Here is a 15,380-nt window from a genome sequence, read left to right as displayed (position 1 = left end):
ATAACGGGCGGCGTGATGCTGAACAAATATCCTCTGTGGAAATACATTCTGATCCTGGCGGTGCTGGCGATCGGTCTGATTTATTCCGCTCCGAATCTATACCCCGATGACCCGGCCATCCAGATCAGCGGCGCCAGCACGGCCCTGCAGGTCAACCAGGCCGACCTGGACCGCGTGAGCACCGCGCTCAAGGAGTCCGGGATCAACGTCAAGGCTTCGAGTCTGGCAGCCAACGGCAAGGGCGGTCTGATCCGTCTGACCAAGGCTGAAGACCAGTTGCCGGCCAAAGACGTTGTGCGCAAGGCATTGGGTGATGACTACGTCGTCGCGCTGAACCTGGCACAGACCACTCCGCAATGGCTGCGCAACATGGCTGCGCACCCGATGAAGCTGGGTCTGGACTTGTCCGGTGGTGTGCACTTCCTGCTGGAAGTGGACATGGACAAAGCCCTCGACGCACGCCTGAAAGTCTACGAAGGCGACGTCAAGAGCCTGCTGCGCAAAGAGAAACTGCGCTATCGCAGCCTGCCGCAGCTCAATGGCGCCATTCAGCTGGGCTTCAGCGATGCTGACTCCCGCGAACAGGCCCGTGCGCTGATCCGCAAGAATTTCAACGATTTCGACATTGTTCCGGCCGACCTCAACGGTCAACCGGTGCTGCGTCTGGCGATGACCCCGGCCAAGCTGGCGGAAATCCGTGAATACTCCATCAAGCAGAACTTGACCACGGTACGTAACCGCGTCAACGAGCTGGGTGTTGCCGAACCGATCGTCCAGCGTCAGGGCGCAAACCGCATCGTGGTTGAGCTGCCGGGCGTGCAGGACACTGCAGAAGCCAAGCGTATCCTCGGCAAGACCGCCAACCTGGAGTTCCGTCTGGCCGCCGAGCCGGGTGCATCGAAAGCCACTTCCGAGACTTTCGAGTTCCGCGAAGGCAAGCGTCCTCCGGCACAGATCGAGCGCAGTCTGATCATCACCGGTGACCAGGTGACCGATGCCAAGGCCGGTTTCGGCGAGCACGGCACACCTGAAGTGAACATCCGTCTGGATGGCCACGGTGGCGAACTGATGAGCCGCGCGACCCGCAGCAACGTCGGTCGCAGCATGGCGGTGATCTTCATCGAGCAGCGTCCGGTGACCACCTACGTCAAGCAGATGGTCGACGGCGTCGAGAAAGACGTGCCGGTGCAGAGCTTCAAGGAAGAGAAGAAGATCATCAGCCTGGCGACCATTCAGTCGCCGCTGGGTGCGCAATTCCGTATCACCGGCCTGAACGGCCAGGGCGAGTCTTCCGAGCTGGCGCTGCTGCTGCGTGCCGGTGGACTGGCGGCTCCGATGTACTTTGCTGAAGAACGTACCATCGGCCCGAGCCTGGGTGCGGACAACATCACCAAGGGTATCGATGCATCGCTGTGGGGCATGCTGTTCGTCTCGCTGTTCATCATCGCCATCTACCGCTTCTTCGGCCTGATCGCCACCGTCGCGCTGGCGGTGAACATGGTGCTGCTGCTGGCGCTGATGTCGCTGCTGGGTGCAACCCTGACCCTGCCGGGTATCGCCGGTATCGTGTTGACCATGGGTATGGCGGTCGACGCCAACGTGCTGATCTTCTCGCGGATCCGCGAAGAGATCGCCGCCGGCATGACCGTGCAGCGTGCAATCAACGAAGGCTTCGGCCGGGCATTCACCGCGATTCTCGACGCCAACCTGACCACCTTGCTGGTCGGCGGCATCCTCTTCGCCATGGGCACCGGCCCGGTGAAGGGTTTCGCAGTGACCATGTCCCTCGGGATCTTTACCTCGATGTTCACGGCCATCATGGTGACCCGCGCGATGGTCAACCTGATCTTCGGCGGTCGTGACTTCAAGAAGTTGTGGATTTAAGGGGCTGCCATGTTACGTACAATCAACTTCATGGGCGTTCGCAACTTCGCGTTCGGCGTCACATTGTTCCTTACCGTGCTGGCCTTGTTCAGCGTGTTCCACAAGGGCATGAACTGGGGCCTGGACTTCACCGGCGGTACGCTCATCGAGCTGACCTACGAGCGTCCGGCCGACGTCACCAAGGTGCGTGAGCAACTGGTTACCGCTGGTTATCACGAAGCGGTCGTGCAGAACTTCGGTGCGACTACCGACCTGCTGGTGCGCATGCCGGGTGAAGACCCGCAGCTGGGCCATCAGGTGGCGGAAGCGCTGCAGAAAGTCGGCGGTGAAAACCCGGCGACGGTCAAGCGCGTCGAGTTCGTCGGCCCGCAGGTCGGTGAAGAACTGCGCGACCAGGGCGGCCTCGGCATGCTGCTGGCGCTCGGCGGCATCCTGATCTACCTGGCTTTCCGCTTTCAGTGGAAATTCGCGGTCGGTGCCATCGTTTCGCTGATTCACGACGTGATCGTGACCGTGGGTATCCTGTCGTTCTTCCAGATCACCTTCGACCTGACGGTGCTGGCGGCGGTACTGGCGATCATCGGCTACTCGCTGAACGACACCATCGTCGTGTTCGACCGGGTGCGTGAGAACTTCCGCGTGCTGCGCAAGGCTTCGCTGATCGAGAACATCAACATCTCGACCACTCAGACCCTGCTGCGCACCATGGCGACTTCGATCTCCACTTTGCTGGCGATTGCGGCGCTGCTGTTCTTCGGTGGCGACAACCTGTTTGGTTTCTCCATCGCCCTGTTCATCGGTGTTCTGGCGGGTACCTACTCGTCGATCTACATCGCCAACGTGGTGCTGATCTGGCTGAACCTGTCTTCGGAAGACCTGATTCCGCCGGCCAATACCGAGAAGGAAGTCGACGACCGTCCATAACGGCCATCGCTTCCCCGGTTGTCAGTCAAAAAAAGGCGCGAGTTGAACTCGCGCCTTTTTTATTGCTCCAAGGCTGGGAGAAGCGCGGGCGCGTCCCGCATGTGATGGTCAGGAGGTTCATGTGAACAAGTCGTTGCTGGTTGGTGCGGTACTGGGTGCTGTCGGTGTGACTGCCGGGGGCGCTGTTGCCACCTACAGCCTGGTTAAAAGCGGCCCTGAGTATGCGCAGGTTCTGGCCGTTGAACCGGTCAAGACACAGATCAAGACGCCACGTGAAGTATGCAAGGATGTCGCTGTGACCCGGCAGGCGCCGGTCAAGGATCAACACCAGATTCTCGGTACCGCCATCGGTGCCGTGGCAGGTGGTTTGCTGGGTAACCAGATCGGCGGCGGCACCGGCAAGAAGATTGCCACGGTAGCTGGCGCGGTCGGTGGCGGTTACGCCGGTAACAAGGTGCAGGAAGGCATGCAGAATCGCGATACCTACACCACCACCCAGACTCGCTGTAATACGGTGAATGACATCAGCGACAAGGTCGTAGGCTATGACGTCCGCTACTCGCTGGACGGCAAGGAAGGCAAAGTGCGGATGGACCGTGATCCGGGCAACCAGATTCCGGTCGACAAGGAAGGCAAGCTGATCCTGTCGCAGGCGCAGCCTGGGCAATAAGCGGTTGTAGTAAAAAAGAAGCACCCTTCGGGGTGCTTTTTTGTGCCCGGGATTAACGTGATGACAGGCATAAAAAAAGCACCCCGAAGGGTGCTTTTCTGGTTTCGCGAGAAGCTTAGCGCTTCAGCGAGGCCGGCAGGTGCGGCTGGATCGCCGTCAGAACTGCCTTGAAGCATTTGGTGTTGCCGGCAACGACGTGGCCTTTTTCAAGGAAGTCGTGACCGCCGGTGAAGTCGCTCACCAGACCGCCGGCTTCCTGAATCAGCAGGGCGCCAGCCGCCATGTCCCACTCGGACAGGCCTGACTCCCAGAACGCATCGAAACGACCGGCAGCAACGTAAGCCAGGTCCAGGCTCGCCGAACCGGCGCGGCGGATGCCGGCAGTCTGGCCAACCAGAGCGCGGAACATGCCCAGGTAGTTGTCGAGGTTGTCCATCTGGTCGTCACGGAACGGGAAACCGGTACCGAGCAGGGCGCCGTCCAGGCTGGTGCGACCGCTGACGCGCAGGCGACGACCGTTCAGTTGAGCGCCGCGACCACGGCTGGCGGTGAATTCTTCCTGGCGAACCGGATCCAGAACAACGGCGTGTTCCAGGCGGCCACGGTATTTGCAGGCAATGCTGACAGCGAAGTGAGGAATGCCGCGCAGGAAGTTGGTGGTGCCGTCCAGCGGATCGATGATCCACAGGTATTCTTCGCCTTCGATGCCGCTGCCGGCGTGCATGCCGGTCTCTTCACCCATGATCGAGTGATTCGGGTAAGCCTTGCGCAGGGCGTCGATGATTTTCTGTTCGGCGGCGCGATCGACCTCGGATACGTAATCCTTGGCGTCTTTTTCGTCGACCTTGATGGTATCCAGGCGCTCGATGGAGCGGAAGATCAGTTCACTGGCGCTGCGGGCGGCGCGCAGCGCGATATTCAGCATGGGCTGCATGGATGTGTCACCTAAGGTTGTTAAAGAAAGCCGCGCATTCTATCAGAACTTTTCTTCAGGTGAAGGTCGCTGTTCGCTTTCATAGCTTAACGGTAGGCTGTTCTGTAAGATTTGCACCCCTTTCCCCAGTCCGAGAGCGCCCGCCGTGCTGCAAAACATTCGTGTCGTCCTGGTCAATACCAGCCACCCGGGAAATATCGGCGGGACCGCGCGCGCCATGAAAAACATGGGTTTGTCGCGGCTGGTGCTGGTCGATCCGCGAGTCTTTCCGCATCACGAAGCCGATGCTCGTGCCTCGGGTGCCGGTGACATCCTTGAAAACGCGCAAGTCGTCGCCACCTTGGAAGAGGCCTTGGTCGGCTGCAATCTGGTGCTCGGCACCAGTGCTCGCGACCGGCGCATTCCCTGGCCGCTGCTGGATCCGCGCGAATGCGGGACCAAAGTGGTCGAGGAGGCCGGGCAGGGCGCGGAAATCGCGCTGGTGTTCGGGCGTGAAGACTCCGGCCTGACCAACGACGAGCTGCAACGATGTCACTTTCACGTGCACATCCCCTCCGATCCTGAATTCAGCTCGCTGAATCTCGGGGCGGCGGTGCAGGTGTTGAGCTATGAAGTGCGCATGGCCTGGCTGGCCGCACAAGGCCAGCCGACCAAGATCGAGAAGGAAGAAGTGGCCTCCGTGAAAAGCGCCGAGCTGGCGACCATGGATGAGCTGGAGCGATTCTATGAGCACCTGGAGCAGACCCTGGTGGCCATCGAATTCCTCGATCCGGAAAAGCCTCGGCACTTGATGGCGCGCCTGCGCCGGTTGTACGGACGCAGCTCGGTCAGCCGGGCGGAAATGAATATTTTGCGTGGCATCCTCACGGAAACCCAGAAAGCGGCCCGTGGCGAGCTCCTTAAGCGGAAGGATTAATGATGTTCGAGCGTTTGCGTGAAGATATCCAGAGCGTATTCCACCGAGACCCGGCGGCGCGTAACGCTTTTGAAGTTCTGACCTGCTACCCCGGCATGCATGCAATCTGGATTCATCGGCTGGCCGGCATGCTCTGGCGCAACGATCTGAAATGGCTGGCGCGGCTGGTGTCGAACTTCGGTCGCTGGCTGACCGGAATCGAGATTCATCCGGGCGCCAAGGTTGGTCGACGTTTTTTTATCGACCATGGCATGGGCATCGTCATTGGCGAAACCGCTGAAATCGGCGATGACGTCACCATCTATCAAGGCGTGACCCTTGGCGGCACCAGCTGGAACAAGGGGAAGCGTCACCCGACACTGGGTGATGGAGTGGTAGTGGGGGCCGGCGCGAAGGTGCTGGGTCCGTTCACGGTCGGCGCTGGCGCCAAGGTCGGCTCCAATGCCGTGGTGACCAAAGAGGTGCCGCCGGGCGCCACGGTGGTGGGCATTCCGGGGCGGATCATCGTCAAATCCGATGATGAAGCCGATGCCAAGCGCAAAGCGATGGCCGAGAAGATCGGTTTCGATGCCTATGGCGTGAGCGGTGACATGCCGGACCCGGTGGCGCGTGCCATTGGCCAGTTGCTCGATCATCTGCAGGCGGTGGATGGTCGTCTGGAAGGGATGTGTGGGGCGCTGAAGGATCTGGGCAGCAATTATTGTGCGAAAGATCTGCCTGAGCTGCGCGAAGAAGACTTCGCCTGCGTCAAGGGCAAGGACGAATCCACGACGCATTGACGCTCTTGCAGGGCTGCTGCCGGCCGGTGTGCCATTAAGCCGCAGACCCTGCTATCATTCGCGCGCTCTTTTGCGGGTAAACCCGACTAAAGCACTAGGTCTTATAGTTGACTTAAATGCTCGGGAATTGCATACTCCCGCCCATTCCGAACTCCGTGGTAATTGTCCATGCGACTGACTACAAAAGGCCGATACGCCGTGACCGCCATGCTTGATCTGGCGTTGCACGCGCAGCACGGGCCCGTGTCCCTGGCCGATATCTCCGAGCGCCAAGGCATCTCCCTGTCCTATCTCGAACAGCTTTTCGCCAAGCTGCGCCGCAGCAACCTGGTTTCCAGTGTTCGCGGTCCGGGCGGTGGCTATCAGTTGTCCCGCGACATGCAGGGCATCCAGGTTGCCCAGGTGATCGATGCGGTGAACGAATCGGTCGATGCAACAAAATGCCAGGGCCAGGGCGATTGCCATTCCGGCGACACCTGCCTGACCCATCACCTGTGGTGCGACCTGAGCCTGCAGATTCACGAATTTCTCAGCGGTATCAGCTTGGCCGACCTCGTAACTCGCCGTGAGGTGCAGGAAGTGGCCCAGCGTCAGGATCAGCGTCGTTGCAATGGCAAGGCGCCGCGCCTGGACAAGATTGAAGCGTCCGCCGTCGAATGACAGCCAGAGAGCTAGCGGCACGCCAGCCAGCCTGATTTAGGAGATAGTCCATGAAATTGCCGATTTACCTTGATTACTCTGCGACCACCCCGGTCGATCCGCGCGTTGCGCAAAAGATGAGTGAATGCCTGCTGGTCGACGGAAACTTCGGTAACCCGGCGTCCCGTTCCCACGTGTTCGGCTGGAAGGCCGAAGAGTCCGTCGAAAACGCTCGTCGTCAGGTGGCCGATCTGGTCAACGCCGACCCGCGCGAAATCGTCTGGACCTCCGGTGCCACCGAGTCCGACAACCTGGCAATCAAGGGTGCGGCACATTTCTACGCCTCCAAGGGCAAGCACCTGATCACCTCCAAGATCGAGCACAAGGCTGTCCTCGACACCATGCGCCAACTGGAGCGCGAAGGTTTCGAAGTGACCTACCTCGAGCCGACCGAAGACGGTCTGATCACACCGGCCATGATCGAAGCCGCGCTGCGCGAAGACACCATCCTGGTGTCGGTGATGCACGTGAACAACGAAATCGGCACGGTCAACGACATCGCCGCCATCGGCGAGCTGACCCGTTCGAAAGGCATTCTGTTCCACGTCGACGCCGCTCAGTCCACCGGCAAGGTCGAAATCGACCTGCAGAAGCTGAAAGTCGACATGATGTCGTTCTCTGCCCACAAGACCTACGGTCCTAAAGGCATCGGCGCGCTGTACGTCAGCCGCAAGCCGCGTGTGCGCATCGAAGCGACCATGCACGGCGGCGGTCACGAGCGTGGCATGCGTTCCGGCACCCTGGCGACCCACCAGATCGTCGGCATGGGCGAAGCGTTCCGTGTAGCCAAGGAAGACATGGCTGCCGAAAACGTGCGCATCAAAGCGTTGAGCGACCGCTTCTACAAGCAGGTCGAGCATCTGGAAGAGCTGTACGTCAACGGCAGCCTGACTGCCCGCGTTCCGCACAACCTGAACCTGAGCTTCAACTACGTTGAAGGCGAGTCGCTGATCATGGCGCTCAAGGATCTGGCGGTTTCGTCCGGTTCGGCTTGCACCTCGGCCTCCCTGGAGCCTTCGTACGTGCTGCGCGCCCTGGGCCGCAACGACGAACTGGCGCACAGCTCGATCCGCTTCACCTTCGGCCGTTTCACCACCGAAGAAGAAATCGATTACGCCGCGCAGAAAGTCTGCGAGGCCGTTACCAAGCTGCGCGCTCTGTCGCCGCTGTGGGACATGTACAAAGACGGCGTCGATATCTCGAAGATCGAGTGGGCGGCACACTAAACATAGAAGCCGCCGGATACGGATCCTGTAGCGACGCGGCGGTTTGCGCAGCGCAGTTGCAGGGTCTCAAGAGCGGCCCTGATGAGTGAGGATTGAGAATCATGGCTTACAGCGAAAAGGTCATCGACCACTACGAAAACCCGCGTAACGTCGGCAAGATGGACGCGGAAGATCCAGATGTCGGCACCGGCATGGTCGGCGCTCCGGCGTGCGGCGACGTGATGCGTCTGCAGATCAAGGTCAACGACCAGGGCGTTATCGAAGACGCCAAGTTCAAGACCTACGGTTGCGGTTCGGCTATCGCTTCCAGCTCCCTCGCCACCGAGTGGATGAAGGGCAAGACCCTGGATGAAGCGGAAACCATCAAGAACACCCAACTGGCCGAAGAACTGGCCCTGCCGCCAGTGAAAATCCACTGCTCGGTACTCGCTGAGGACGCCATCAAGGCGGCCGTTCGCGACTACAAGCAGAAGAAAGGCTTGATCTAAGCATTGGGCGACGAGTAAGGAGTCAACGATGGCTATCAGCATGACAGAAGCGGCTGCTCGACACGTGCGACGCTCCCTCGACGGGCGCGGCAAGGGTGAAGGGATTCGTCTGGGTGTTCGCACCACGGGCTGTTCCGGCCTTGCCTACGTGCTGGAGTTTGTCGACGAGGTAGTTGCAGAAGATCAGGTGTTCGAGAGTCACGGCGAAAAAGTGATTATCGACCCCAAGAGCCTGGCTTACCTCGACGGCACCGAGCTCGATTTCGTCAAGGAAGGGTTGAACGAAGGCTTCAAGTTCAACAATCCCAACGTGCGCGGTGAGTGTGGCTGCGGCGAAAGCTTCAACATCTGAGGCTGGTCGTGGGAACTCCTTGTCATTTCGCTTTATTCGAGCTGCAACCGGGCTTTCGTCTGGATCTCGAGCAACTGGCCACGCGCTATCGCGAGCTGGCGCGCGGCGTTCATCCGGATCGTTTTGCCGACGCTTCCGAGCGTGAGCAGCGCTCGGCGCTCGAGCAGTCCGCTCGGCTCAACGATGCCTATCAGACGCTCAAGAGCCCGGCCCAGCGTGCACGTTACCTGCTGACGATCAGCGGTCATGAAGTGCCGATGGAAGTCACGGTCCACGATCCCGAGTTTCTTCTGCAGCAGATGCAATGGCGCGAAGAGCTCGAAGATCTGCAGGACAGTGCCGACCTGGCGGGTGTCGCGACCTTCAAGCGTCGCCTGAAAGTCGCCCAGGAGCAGCTGAACGAAAGCTTCGCAGCCTGTTGGGATGATGCAGCGCAACGTGAACAGGCCGAACGCCTGATGCGGCGCATGCAGTTCCTCGACAAGCTCACCTACGAAGTGCGCCAGTTAGAAGAGCGCCTCGACGATTAACCCAGTGCCGCTCCGGTCGCACGCCTGATATACAGATAAGTCCTGATCACGATGGCCCTACTGCAGATCGCCGAACCCGGCCAAAGTCCTCAACCGCACCAGCGTCGTCTGGCTGTGGGGATCGACTTGGGCACTACCAATTCGCTGGTCGCTGCGTTGCGCAGTGGTCTTTCCGAGCCGCTGGCCGATGCCGAAGGGCGGGTCATCCTGCCTTCCGCCGTGCGTTATCACGCCGATCGCGTCGAAGTCGGCGAGTCGGCCAAACTGGCCGCATCCTCCGATCCCCTGAATACCGTGTTGTCGGTCAAACGCCTGATGGGTCGTGGTCTGTCCGACGTCAAGCAACTGGGCGATCAGCTGCCGTACCGCTTTGTTGGCGGCGAATCGCACATGCCGTTCATCGACACCGTGCAGGGCCCGAAAAGCCCGGTCGAAGTGTCCGCCGATATCCTCAAGGTGTTGCGTCAGCGCGCCGAGGCAACCCTTGGCGGTGAACTGGTCGGCGCGGTGATTACCGTTCCTGCCTATTTCGACGACGCTCAGCGCCAGGCTACGAAGGATGCGGCAAAACTCGCCGGTCTGAACGTACTGCGCCTGCTCAACGAGCCGACCGCCGCTGCGGTGGCTTATGGTCTGGATCAGCATGCCGAAGGCCTGGTCGCCATTTATGACCTGGGCGGCGGTACTTTTGATATTTCGATTCTGCGCCTGACCGGCGGTGTCTTCGAAGTTCTGGCAACTGGCGGCGACAGCGCGCTGGGTGGCGATGACTTTGATCACGCGATTGCCGGCTGGATCATCGAGAGCGCGGGCCTATCCGCCGATCTCGATCCGGGTGCGCAGCGCAATCTGCTGCAAACCGCCTGCGCGGCCAAAGAAGCCCTGACGAATGCCGACAGTGTTGAAGTTGCTTATGGTGACTGGAAAGCACAGCTGACCCGCGAAGCCTTCGACGCACTGATCGAGCCGATGGTTGCCCGCAGCCTGAAAGCCTGCCGCCGTGCCGTTCGCGACTCCGGTGTCGAGCTGGAAGACGTGCATGCCGTGGTCATGGTGGGTGGTTCGACCCGCGTTCCACGTGTTCGCGAAGCTGTCGCCGAAGCCTTCGGCCGTCAGCCGCTGACCGAAATCGACCCGGATCAGGTGGTGGCCATCGGTGCCGCGATCCAGGCCGATACACTGGCCGGCAACAAGCGCGATGGTGGCGAACTGCTGCTGCTCGACGTGATTCCGCTGTCCCTGGGGCTGGAAACCATGGGCGGCCTGATGGAGAAGGTGATTCCGCGCAACACCACGATTCCTGTTGCCCGCGCCCAGGACTTCACCACTTATAAAGACGGCCAGTCGGCCATGGCGATCCATGTGTTGCAGGGCGAGCGCGAGCTGATCAGCGACTGCCGCTCCCTGGCGCGCTTCGAATTGCGCGGCATTCCGGCAATGGTCGCCGGTGCAGCCAAGATTCGCGTGACCTTCCAGGTCGATGCCGATGGTCTGCTCAGCGTCTCTGCCCGTGAACTGGGTTCGGGCGTTGAAGCGAGCATCCAGGTCAAGCCGTCCTACGGTCTGACCGACGGTGAAATCGCCAAGATGCTCAAGGATTCGTTCCAGCACGCCAATGACGACAAGGTCGCTCGCGTCCTGCGGGAGCAGCAAGTCGATGCCCAGCGCCTGATCGAAGCGGTGCAGGGCGCTCTGGAGGCGGATGGCGAGCGTTTGCTCGACGCCGAAGAGCGCATGGTCATCGATTTGCAGGTGCAGGAACTGACCGAACTGATGAAAGGTACCGATGGTTACGCCATCGAGCAGCAGACCAAGCGTCTGTCGCAAGTGACCGATGCTTTTGCTGCCCGTCGTATGGATCAGACGGTGAAAGCCGCTCTGTCGGGGCGCAACCTGAATGAAATCGAGGATATCTGATGCCGCAGGTCATTTTTCTGCCCCACGAGAAGTTCTGCCCTGAAGGCATGGTGGTCGAGGCTGAGCCCGGCACATCGATTCTCGAGCTGGCCCACGAACACCACATCGAGATGGAAAGCGCCTGCGGCGGCGTCTGCGCCTGCACCACCTGTCACTGCATCATCCGCGAGGGTTTCGACTCGCTGGAAGAAGCTGACGAGTTGGAGGAAGATTTCCTCGATCGTGCCTGGGGTCTGGAGGCGCAGTCGCGTCTGGCCTGTCAGGCCATCGTCGGCGAGGAAGACCTCACCGTCGAGATTCCGAAATATTCGCTTAACCATGCGGCCGAAGCGCCGCACTGACTGGTAAGACTGTCATGAGCTACGGTTGGAATGATGTTCAACGTATTGCAGAAGAATTGGCTGAGGCCAAGCCGGGTGTAGATCCGTATTCTGTCAATTTCGTCGAGTTGCAGCAGTGGATCAAGGAGCTGCCTGACTTCGACGCTAACTCTGGCCGGGTCGGCGAGAAGGTGTTGGAAGCGGTTCAGCAGCTCTGGAATGATGAAATAGACTGATCATCCTTGCAGGTTAGGCAATACCCAAGAACCCGCGTATAATTCGCGGGTTTAATTTTTCGCAAATTACCGTTTCTGGAGTTACACCATGGCTGTTCAACGTACTTTCTCCATCATCAAGCCTGACGCCGTTGCAAAAGGCGCTGCCGGCGAAATCGTTACCCGTTTCGAAAAGGCTGGTCTGAAAGTGGTCGCTTCGAAAATGAAGCAACTGTCCAAAGCCGAAGCTGAAGGCTTCTACGCTGAGCACAAAGAGCGCGGTTTCTTCGGTGACCTGGTTGCTTTCATGATTTCCGGTCCGGTTGTTGTTCAGGTTCTGGAAGGCGAAAACGCCATCGCTCGCAACCGTGAGCTGATGGGCGCTACCAACCCTAAAGAAGCTGCTGCCGGCACCATCCGTGCTGACTTCGCTGAATCGATCGACGCCAACGCCGTTCACGGTTCGGACTCCGAAGCCGCTGCCGCTCGCGAAATCTCGTACTTCTTCGCAGCTACTGAAGTAACCACTCGCTAAGCATTGGCTTAAGAGTGAAGGTGAATCCATGACTACATCGACTGTTAAAACCAACCTGCTGGGTCTGACCCAGCCGGAAATGGAAAAATTCTTCGACTCAATCGGGGAGAAGCGTTTCCGTGCCGGTCAGGTAATGAAATGGATTCACCACTTTGGCGTCGATGATTTCGACGCCATGACGAACGTCAGCAAGGCCTTGCGCGAAAAGCTCAAGGCTGTTGCTGAAGTTCGCGGTCCCGAAGTGGTCAGCGAGGACATTTCCAGCGACGGCACCCGCAAGTGGGTGGTGCGCGTGGCGTCCGGCAGCTGTGTCGAGACCGTTTACATTCCCCAGGGCAAACGCGGCACTCTGTGCGTTTCGTCCCAGGCAGGCTGTGCCCTGGACTGCAGTTTCTGCTCCACCGGCAAGCAAGGCTTCAACAGCAACCTCACCGCCGCCGAAGTCATCGGCCAGGTGTGGATTGCCAACAAATCCTTCGGCAGTGTTCCGGCCACCATCGACCGCGCCATCACCAACGTGGTGATGATGGGCATGGGCGAACCGCTGCTGAACTTCGACAACGTCGTGGCCGCCATGCATCTGATGATGGATGACCTGGGCTACGGGATCTCCAAGCGCCGCGTGACCCTGTCCACGTCGGGTGTGGTGCCGATGATCGATGAGCTGGCCAAGCACATCGACGTATCCCTGGCGTTGTCCCTGCACGCACCGAATGACGCATTGCGTAACCAATTGGTGCCGATCAACAAGAAATATCCGCTTAAGATGCTCCTCGATTCGTGTGTGCGCTACATGTCCGCCCTGGGCGAGAAACGTGTGCTGACCATCGAGTACACCTTGCTCAAGGACGTCAACGACAAGCTTGAGCACGCCGTGGAAATGATCGAGCTGCTCAAGGATATTCCCTGCAAGATCAATCTGATTCCGTTCAACCCGTTCCCGCATTCCGGTTACGAACGGCCGAGCAACAACGCGATTCGCCGGTTCCAGGATCAACTGCATCAGGCAGGCTATAACGTGACCGTGCGCACCACCCGTGGTGAAGACATCGACGCGGCTTGCGGTCAATTGGTAGGGCAGGTGCTGGATCGCACCCGTCGCAGCGAACGTTACATCGCCGTACGCGAATTGAGCGCCGACAGCGATCTGGCACAGAACGCCGCGAACACTAACTAAGAGAGGATCTCTATGTCCCTGCGCTTTGCGCTGCTGTTGCTGTTGGCCAGCCTGTGTGCTGGCTGTGTCCTGTCGGGCGATTACAACCCGATGAAGACCAGCAAGGGCCGCGACGAAGCGCGGGCTGCCTACGTGCAGCTGGGGCTGGGATACTTGCAGCAAGGCATGACCGAGCGGGCCAAGGTGCCCTTGAAAAAGGCCCTTGAGCTGGACGGTTCCGATCCCGACGCCAATGCCGCCCTTGGGCTGGTCTTTCAGTCCGAGATGGAGCCGAAGCTGGCCGACGAACACTTTCGCAAGGCACTGTCCTCCCGTCCCGTCGATGCCCGCATCCTCAACAATTACGGCAGTTTTCTCTACGAAGAGCAGCGTTACAAGGAAGCCTACGAGCGTTTTGAACAGGCCGCCGCCGATACCCTGTATCCTGAGCGTTCGCGCGTGTTCGAGAACCTCGGCATGACGGCGTCCAAGCTTGGCCAGCGTGATCTGGCCCAGCAGCAACTGGAAAAAGCATTGCGTTTGAACCGTCAGCAACCACGGGCATTGCTGGAAATGGCTGAGTTGTCATTCGAAGACAGGCATTATGTGCCCGCACGTGACTATTACGACCGTTTCAGCCAGCTGTCCGAGCAAAATGCACGTAGTCTGTTGCTCGCGGTTCGGTTGGCAAAAGTGTTTGAAGATCGCGACAAGGCCGCCAGTGCGGGCCTGCAATTAAAACGACTCTATCCCGGTACGCCGGAATATCAGCAATACCTGTCGGAGCAATGATGAAAGCGGCGCATCCCGAAGTTGTAGCAGCGAATCGCGTTAACCCCGGTGAGACCTTGCGCCAGGCCCGCGAAAGCAATGGCTGGTCGCTGGCCGAAGTGGCCCTCAAGCTCAACCTCACCGTGACTTCCCTGACCAACCTCGAAGCCGGTGCGTTCGACAAGCTGCCGGGGCATACCTTCGCTCGCGGCTATATTCGCGCCTATGCCAAATTGCTCGGCATGGATCAGGCGGTCCTGGTCCAGCAGTTCGACCAGTCCACCGGCACCGACTCCCAGGGCAGCAATGTCCATGCGCTGGGCCGGATCGAAGAGCCGGTTCGTGTTTCCCACACCATTTTGCGGATCGTCAGCCTGTTGCTGCTGATCGCGGTCATCGGCGGCGGTTTTGTCTGGTGGCAGGATCAGACCTCGCTGCGCACCAAGGATCTGACCAGTCTGGCCCCGGAGCACGTTGAAGTCGAAGGCGCCGATGGCACCACGCAGATTCATCCGATCGACGAGCCGGAAGACCAGGCCGTTACCGAAAGTCAGACCGAGGGCGCGACGGCGCTGGCACTGCCCCAGTCGGAAACCGCTGCCGAGTCGACCGGTGCCGAGCCCGTCGTTCCGGCTGCCGCACCGGCCGTACCTGCTGCCCCGGCGGCGACGCCAGCTGCTCCGGCTCATGCCCCGGCCCCGGTTGTCGCCACGCCGGCTGCACCGGCTCCTAATGTTCCGGCGACTCCGGCACCGACCGTCACCGCACCCGTTGTCCCGGCCACCCCGGCACCCACCGCAGAAACCACTGCCCCGGCAGCAGGCGAAGGCCAGGTGCAACTGCAGTTCACCGCTGATTGCTGGGCACAGGTCACCGATGGTCGCGGCAAGGTTCTGTTCAGCGGTCTGAAACATAAAGGCGACAGCGTCTCCGTGGCAGGCAAGCCACCGCTGGCCGTGCGTCTGGGGGTTGCCCGGGCTGCGCAGGTCAGCTACAACGGCCAGCCGGTCGATGTCGCTCCGTTCACCAGTGGCGAGACTGCTCGCCTGAAGTTGGGTCAATAA

At 60.0% G+C, this 15,380-nt stretch carries 18 protein-coding genes; 17 read left to right on the top strand and 1 reads right to left on the bottom strand.

Going from position 1 to position 15,380, the window contains the following annotated elements:
- Positions 1–15 precede the first annotated feature (15 nt).
- The 3 genes from secD to DLD99_RS23445 all read left to right on the top strand — a co-directional run bounded on the left by secD (position 16) and on the right by DLD99_RS23445 (position 3,478).
- The gene (gene secD / locus DLD99_RS23455) at positions 16–1,884 is read left to right on the top strand and encodes a protein translocase subunit SecD (protein WP_114885362.1); all 1,869 of its coding nucleotides are present in this window, start codon (positions 16–18) and stop codon (positions 1,882–1,884) included.
- A 9-nt stretch (positions 1,885–1,893) separates the two neighbouring features.
- Positions 1,894–2,808, top strand: a complete 915-nt coding sequence (gene secF, locus DLD99_RS23450) for a protein translocase subunit SecF (protein ID WP_085709391.1) — start codon at positions 1,894–1,896, stop codon at positions 2,806–2,808.
- Positions 2,809–2,929: 121 nt separating this feature from the next.
- Entirely contained in the window at positions 2,930–3,478 is a 549-nt protein-coding gene (locus DLD99_RS23445) for a glycine zipper 2TM domain-containing protein (protein WP_085709392.1), read from the top strand.
- 115 nt (positions 3,479–3,593) lie between these two features.
- On the opposite strand, the gene suhB is transcribed toward DLD99_RS23445, so the two are convergent.
- On the bottom strand, positions 3,594–4,412 hold the full coding sequence (suhB, locus tag DLD99_RS23440; RefSeq protein WP_085709393.1) for a type III secretion system regulator SuhB: 819 nt from the start codon (positions 4,410–4,412) through the stop codon (positions 3,594–3,596).
- A gap of 145 nt (positions 4,413–4,557) precedes the next feature.
- Between suhB and trmJ the strand changes: the two genes are divergently transcribed.
- The 14 genes from trmJ to DLD99_RS23370 all read left to right on the top strand — a co-directional run bounded on the left by trmJ (position 4,558) and on the right by DLD99_RS23370 (position 15,380).
- Positions 4,558–5,328: a tRNA (cytosine(32)/uridine(32)-2'-O)-methyltransferase TrmJ gene (gene trmJ, locus DLD99_RS23435; RefSeq protein WP_114885360.1), complete on the top strand. Its 771-nt coding sequence runs from the start codon at positions 4,558–4,560 to the stop codon at positions 5,326–5,328.
- A gap of 2 nt (positions 5,329–5,330) precedes the next feature.
- On the top strand, positions 5,331–6,107 hold the full coding sequence (cysE, locus tag DLD99_RS23430; RefSeq protein WP_085709395.1) for a serine O-acetyltransferase: 777 nt from the start codon (positions 5,331–5,333) through the stop codon (positions 6,105–6,107).
- 168 nt (positions 6,108–6,275) lie between these two features.
- Entirely contained in the window at positions 6,276–6,767 is a 492-nt protein-coding gene (gene iscR, locus DLD99_RS23425) for a Fe-S cluster assembly transcriptional regulator IscR (protein WP_007956690.1), read from the top strand.
- Between the two features lie 50 nt (positions 6,768–6,817).
- Positions 6,818–8,032 (top strand): IscS subfamily cysteine desulfurase, encoded by a 1,215-nt coding sequence (locus DLD99_RS23420; protein WP_085709396.1) that lies wholly within the window; start codon positions 6,818–6,820, stop codon positions 8,030–8,032.
- 101 nt (positions 8,033–8,133) lie between these two features.
- Positions 8,134–8,520, top strand: coding sequence for a Fe-S cluster assembly scaffold IscU (gene iscU / locus DLD99_RS23415; RefSeq protein ID WP_064589074.1), 387 nt, complete (start codon positions 8,134–8,136; stop codon positions 8,518–8,520).
- A 28-nt stretch (positions 8,521–8,548) separates the two neighbouring features.
- Complete coding sequence (iscA, locus tag DLD99_RS23410; RefSeq protein ID WP_003227904.1) at positions 8,549–8,872, top strand: iron-sulfur cluster assembly protein IscA; 324 nt, start codon at positions 8,549–8,551, stop codon at positions 8,870–8,872.
- A gap of 8 nt (positions 8,873–8,880) precedes the next feature.
- A complete protein-coding gene (hscB, locus tag DLD99_RS23405) occupies positions 8,881–9,402 on the top strand; it encodes a co-chaperone HscB (protein ID WP_114885358.1) in 522 nt (173 codons plus the stop codon).
- A 51-nt stretch (positions 9,403–9,453) separates the two neighbouring features.
- Entirely contained in the window at positions 9,454–11,319 is a 1,866-nt protein-coding gene (gene hscA / locus DLD99_RS23400) for a Fe-S protein assembly chaperone HscA (RefSeq protein ID WP_114885356.1), read from the top strand.
- Positions 11,319–11,660, top strand: a complete 342-nt coding sequence (gene fdx, locus DLD99_RS23395; protein ID WP_041071821.1) for an ISC system 2Fe-2S type ferredoxin — start codon at positions 11,319–11,321, stop codon at positions 11,658–11,660. Before hscA ends, fdx begins: the two co-directional genes overlap by 1 nt.
- Before the next feature lie 14 nt (positions 11,661–11,674).
- Entirely contained in the window at positions 11,675–11,875 is a 201-nt protein-coding gene (gene iscX, locus DLD99_RS23390) for a Fe-S cluster assembly protein IscX (protein WP_085709399.1), read from the top strand.
- An 88-nt stretch (positions 11,876–11,963) separates the two neighbouring features.
- Entirely contained in the window at positions 11,964–12,389 is a 426-nt protein-coding gene (gene ndk, locus DLD99_RS23385; RefSeq protein WP_003227894.1) for a nucleoside-diphosphate kinase, read from the top strand.
- Positions 12,390–12,417: 28 nt separating this feature from the next.
- Positions 12,418–13,566: a dual-specificity RNA methyltransferase RlmN gene (gene rlmN, locus DLD99_RS23380; protein ID WP_085709400.1), complete on the top strand. Its 1,149-nt coding sequence runs from the start codon at positions 12,418–12,420 to the stop codon at positions 13,564–13,566.
- A gap of 12 nt (positions 13,567–13,578) precedes the next feature.
- Positions 13,579–14,337: a type IV pilus biogenesis/stability protein PilW gene (pilW, locus tag DLD99_RS23375; protein ID WP_114885354.1), complete on the top strand. Its 759-nt coding sequence runs from the start codon at positions 13,579–13,581 to the stop codon at positions 14,335–14,337.
- Positions 14,337–15,380, top strand: a complete 1,044-nt coding sequence (locus tag DLD99_RS23370) for a RodZ domain-containing protein (RefSeq protein WP_114885353.1) — start codon at positions 14,337–14,339, stop codon at positions 15,378–15,380. Before pilW ends, DLD99_RS23370 begins: the two co-directional genes overlap by 1 nt.

The sequence above is a fragment of the Pseudomonas kribbensis genome, from assembly GCF_003352185.1.
GTDB lineage: Bacteria > Pseudomonadota > Gammaproteobacteria > Pseudomonadales > Pseudomonadaceae > Aquipseudomonas > Aquipseudomonas kribbensis.
The sequence above is the reverse complement of the archived record's forward strand: the minus strand, read 5'-3'. Positions and strand labels throughout refer to the sequence as shown.

Coding starts and splice junctions, on each gene's coding strand:
- fdx (WP_041071821.1), top strand. CDS start 11,319: ATGCCGCAGGTCATTTTTCTGCCCCACGAGAAGTTCTGCCCTGAAGGC.
- suhB (WP_085709393.1), bottom strand. CDS start 4,412: ATGCAGCCCATGCTGAATATCGCGCTGCGCGCCGCCCGCAGCGCCAGT.
- secF (WP_085709391.1), top strand. CDS start 1,894: ATGTTACGTACAATCAACTTCATGGGCGTTCGCAACTTCGCGTTCGGC.
- pilW (WP_114885354.1), top strand. CDS start 13,579: ATGTCCCTGCGCTTTGCGCTGCTGTTGCTGTTGGCCAGCCTGTGTGCT.
- DLD99_RS23370 (WP_114885353.1), top strand. CDS start 14,337: ATGAAAGCGGCGCATCCCGAAGTTGTAGCAGCGAATCGCGTTAACCCC.
- cysE (WP_085709395.1), top strand. CDS start 5,331: ATGTTCGAGCGTTTGCGTGAAGATATCCAGAGCGTATTCCACCGAGAC.
- iscX (WP_085709399.1), top strand. CDS start 11,675: ATGAGCTACGGTTGGAATGATGTTCAACGTATTGCAGAAGAATTGGCT.
- iscU (WP_064589074.1), top strand. CDS start 8,134: ATGGCTTACAGCGAAAAGGTCATCGACCACTACGAAAACCCGCGTAAC.
- hscA (WP_114885356.1), top strand. CDS start 9,454: ATGGCCCTACTGCAGATCGCCGAACCCGGCCAAAGTCCTCAACCGCAC.
- DLD99_RS23420 (WP_085709396.1), top strand. CDS start 6,818: ATGAAATTGCCGATTTACCTTGATTACTCTGCGACCACCCCGGTCGAT.
- iscR (WP_007956690.1), top strand. CDS start 6,276: ATGCGACTGACTACAAAAGGCCGATACGCCGTGACCGCCATGCTTGAT.
- secD (WP_114885362.1), top strand. CDS start 16: ATGCTGAACAAATATCCTCTGTGGAAATACATTCTGATCCTGGCGGTG.
- iscA (WP_003227904.1), top strand. CDS start 8,549: ATGGCTATCAGCATGACAGAAGCGGCTGCTCGACACGTGCGACGCTCC.
- ndk (WP_003227894.1), top strand. CDS start 11,964: ATGGCTGTTCAACGTACTTTCTCCATCATCAAGCCTGACGCCGTTGCA.
- rlmN (WP_085709400.1), top strand. CDS start 12,418: ATGACTACATCGACTGTTAAAACCAACCTGCTGGGTCTGACCCAGCCG.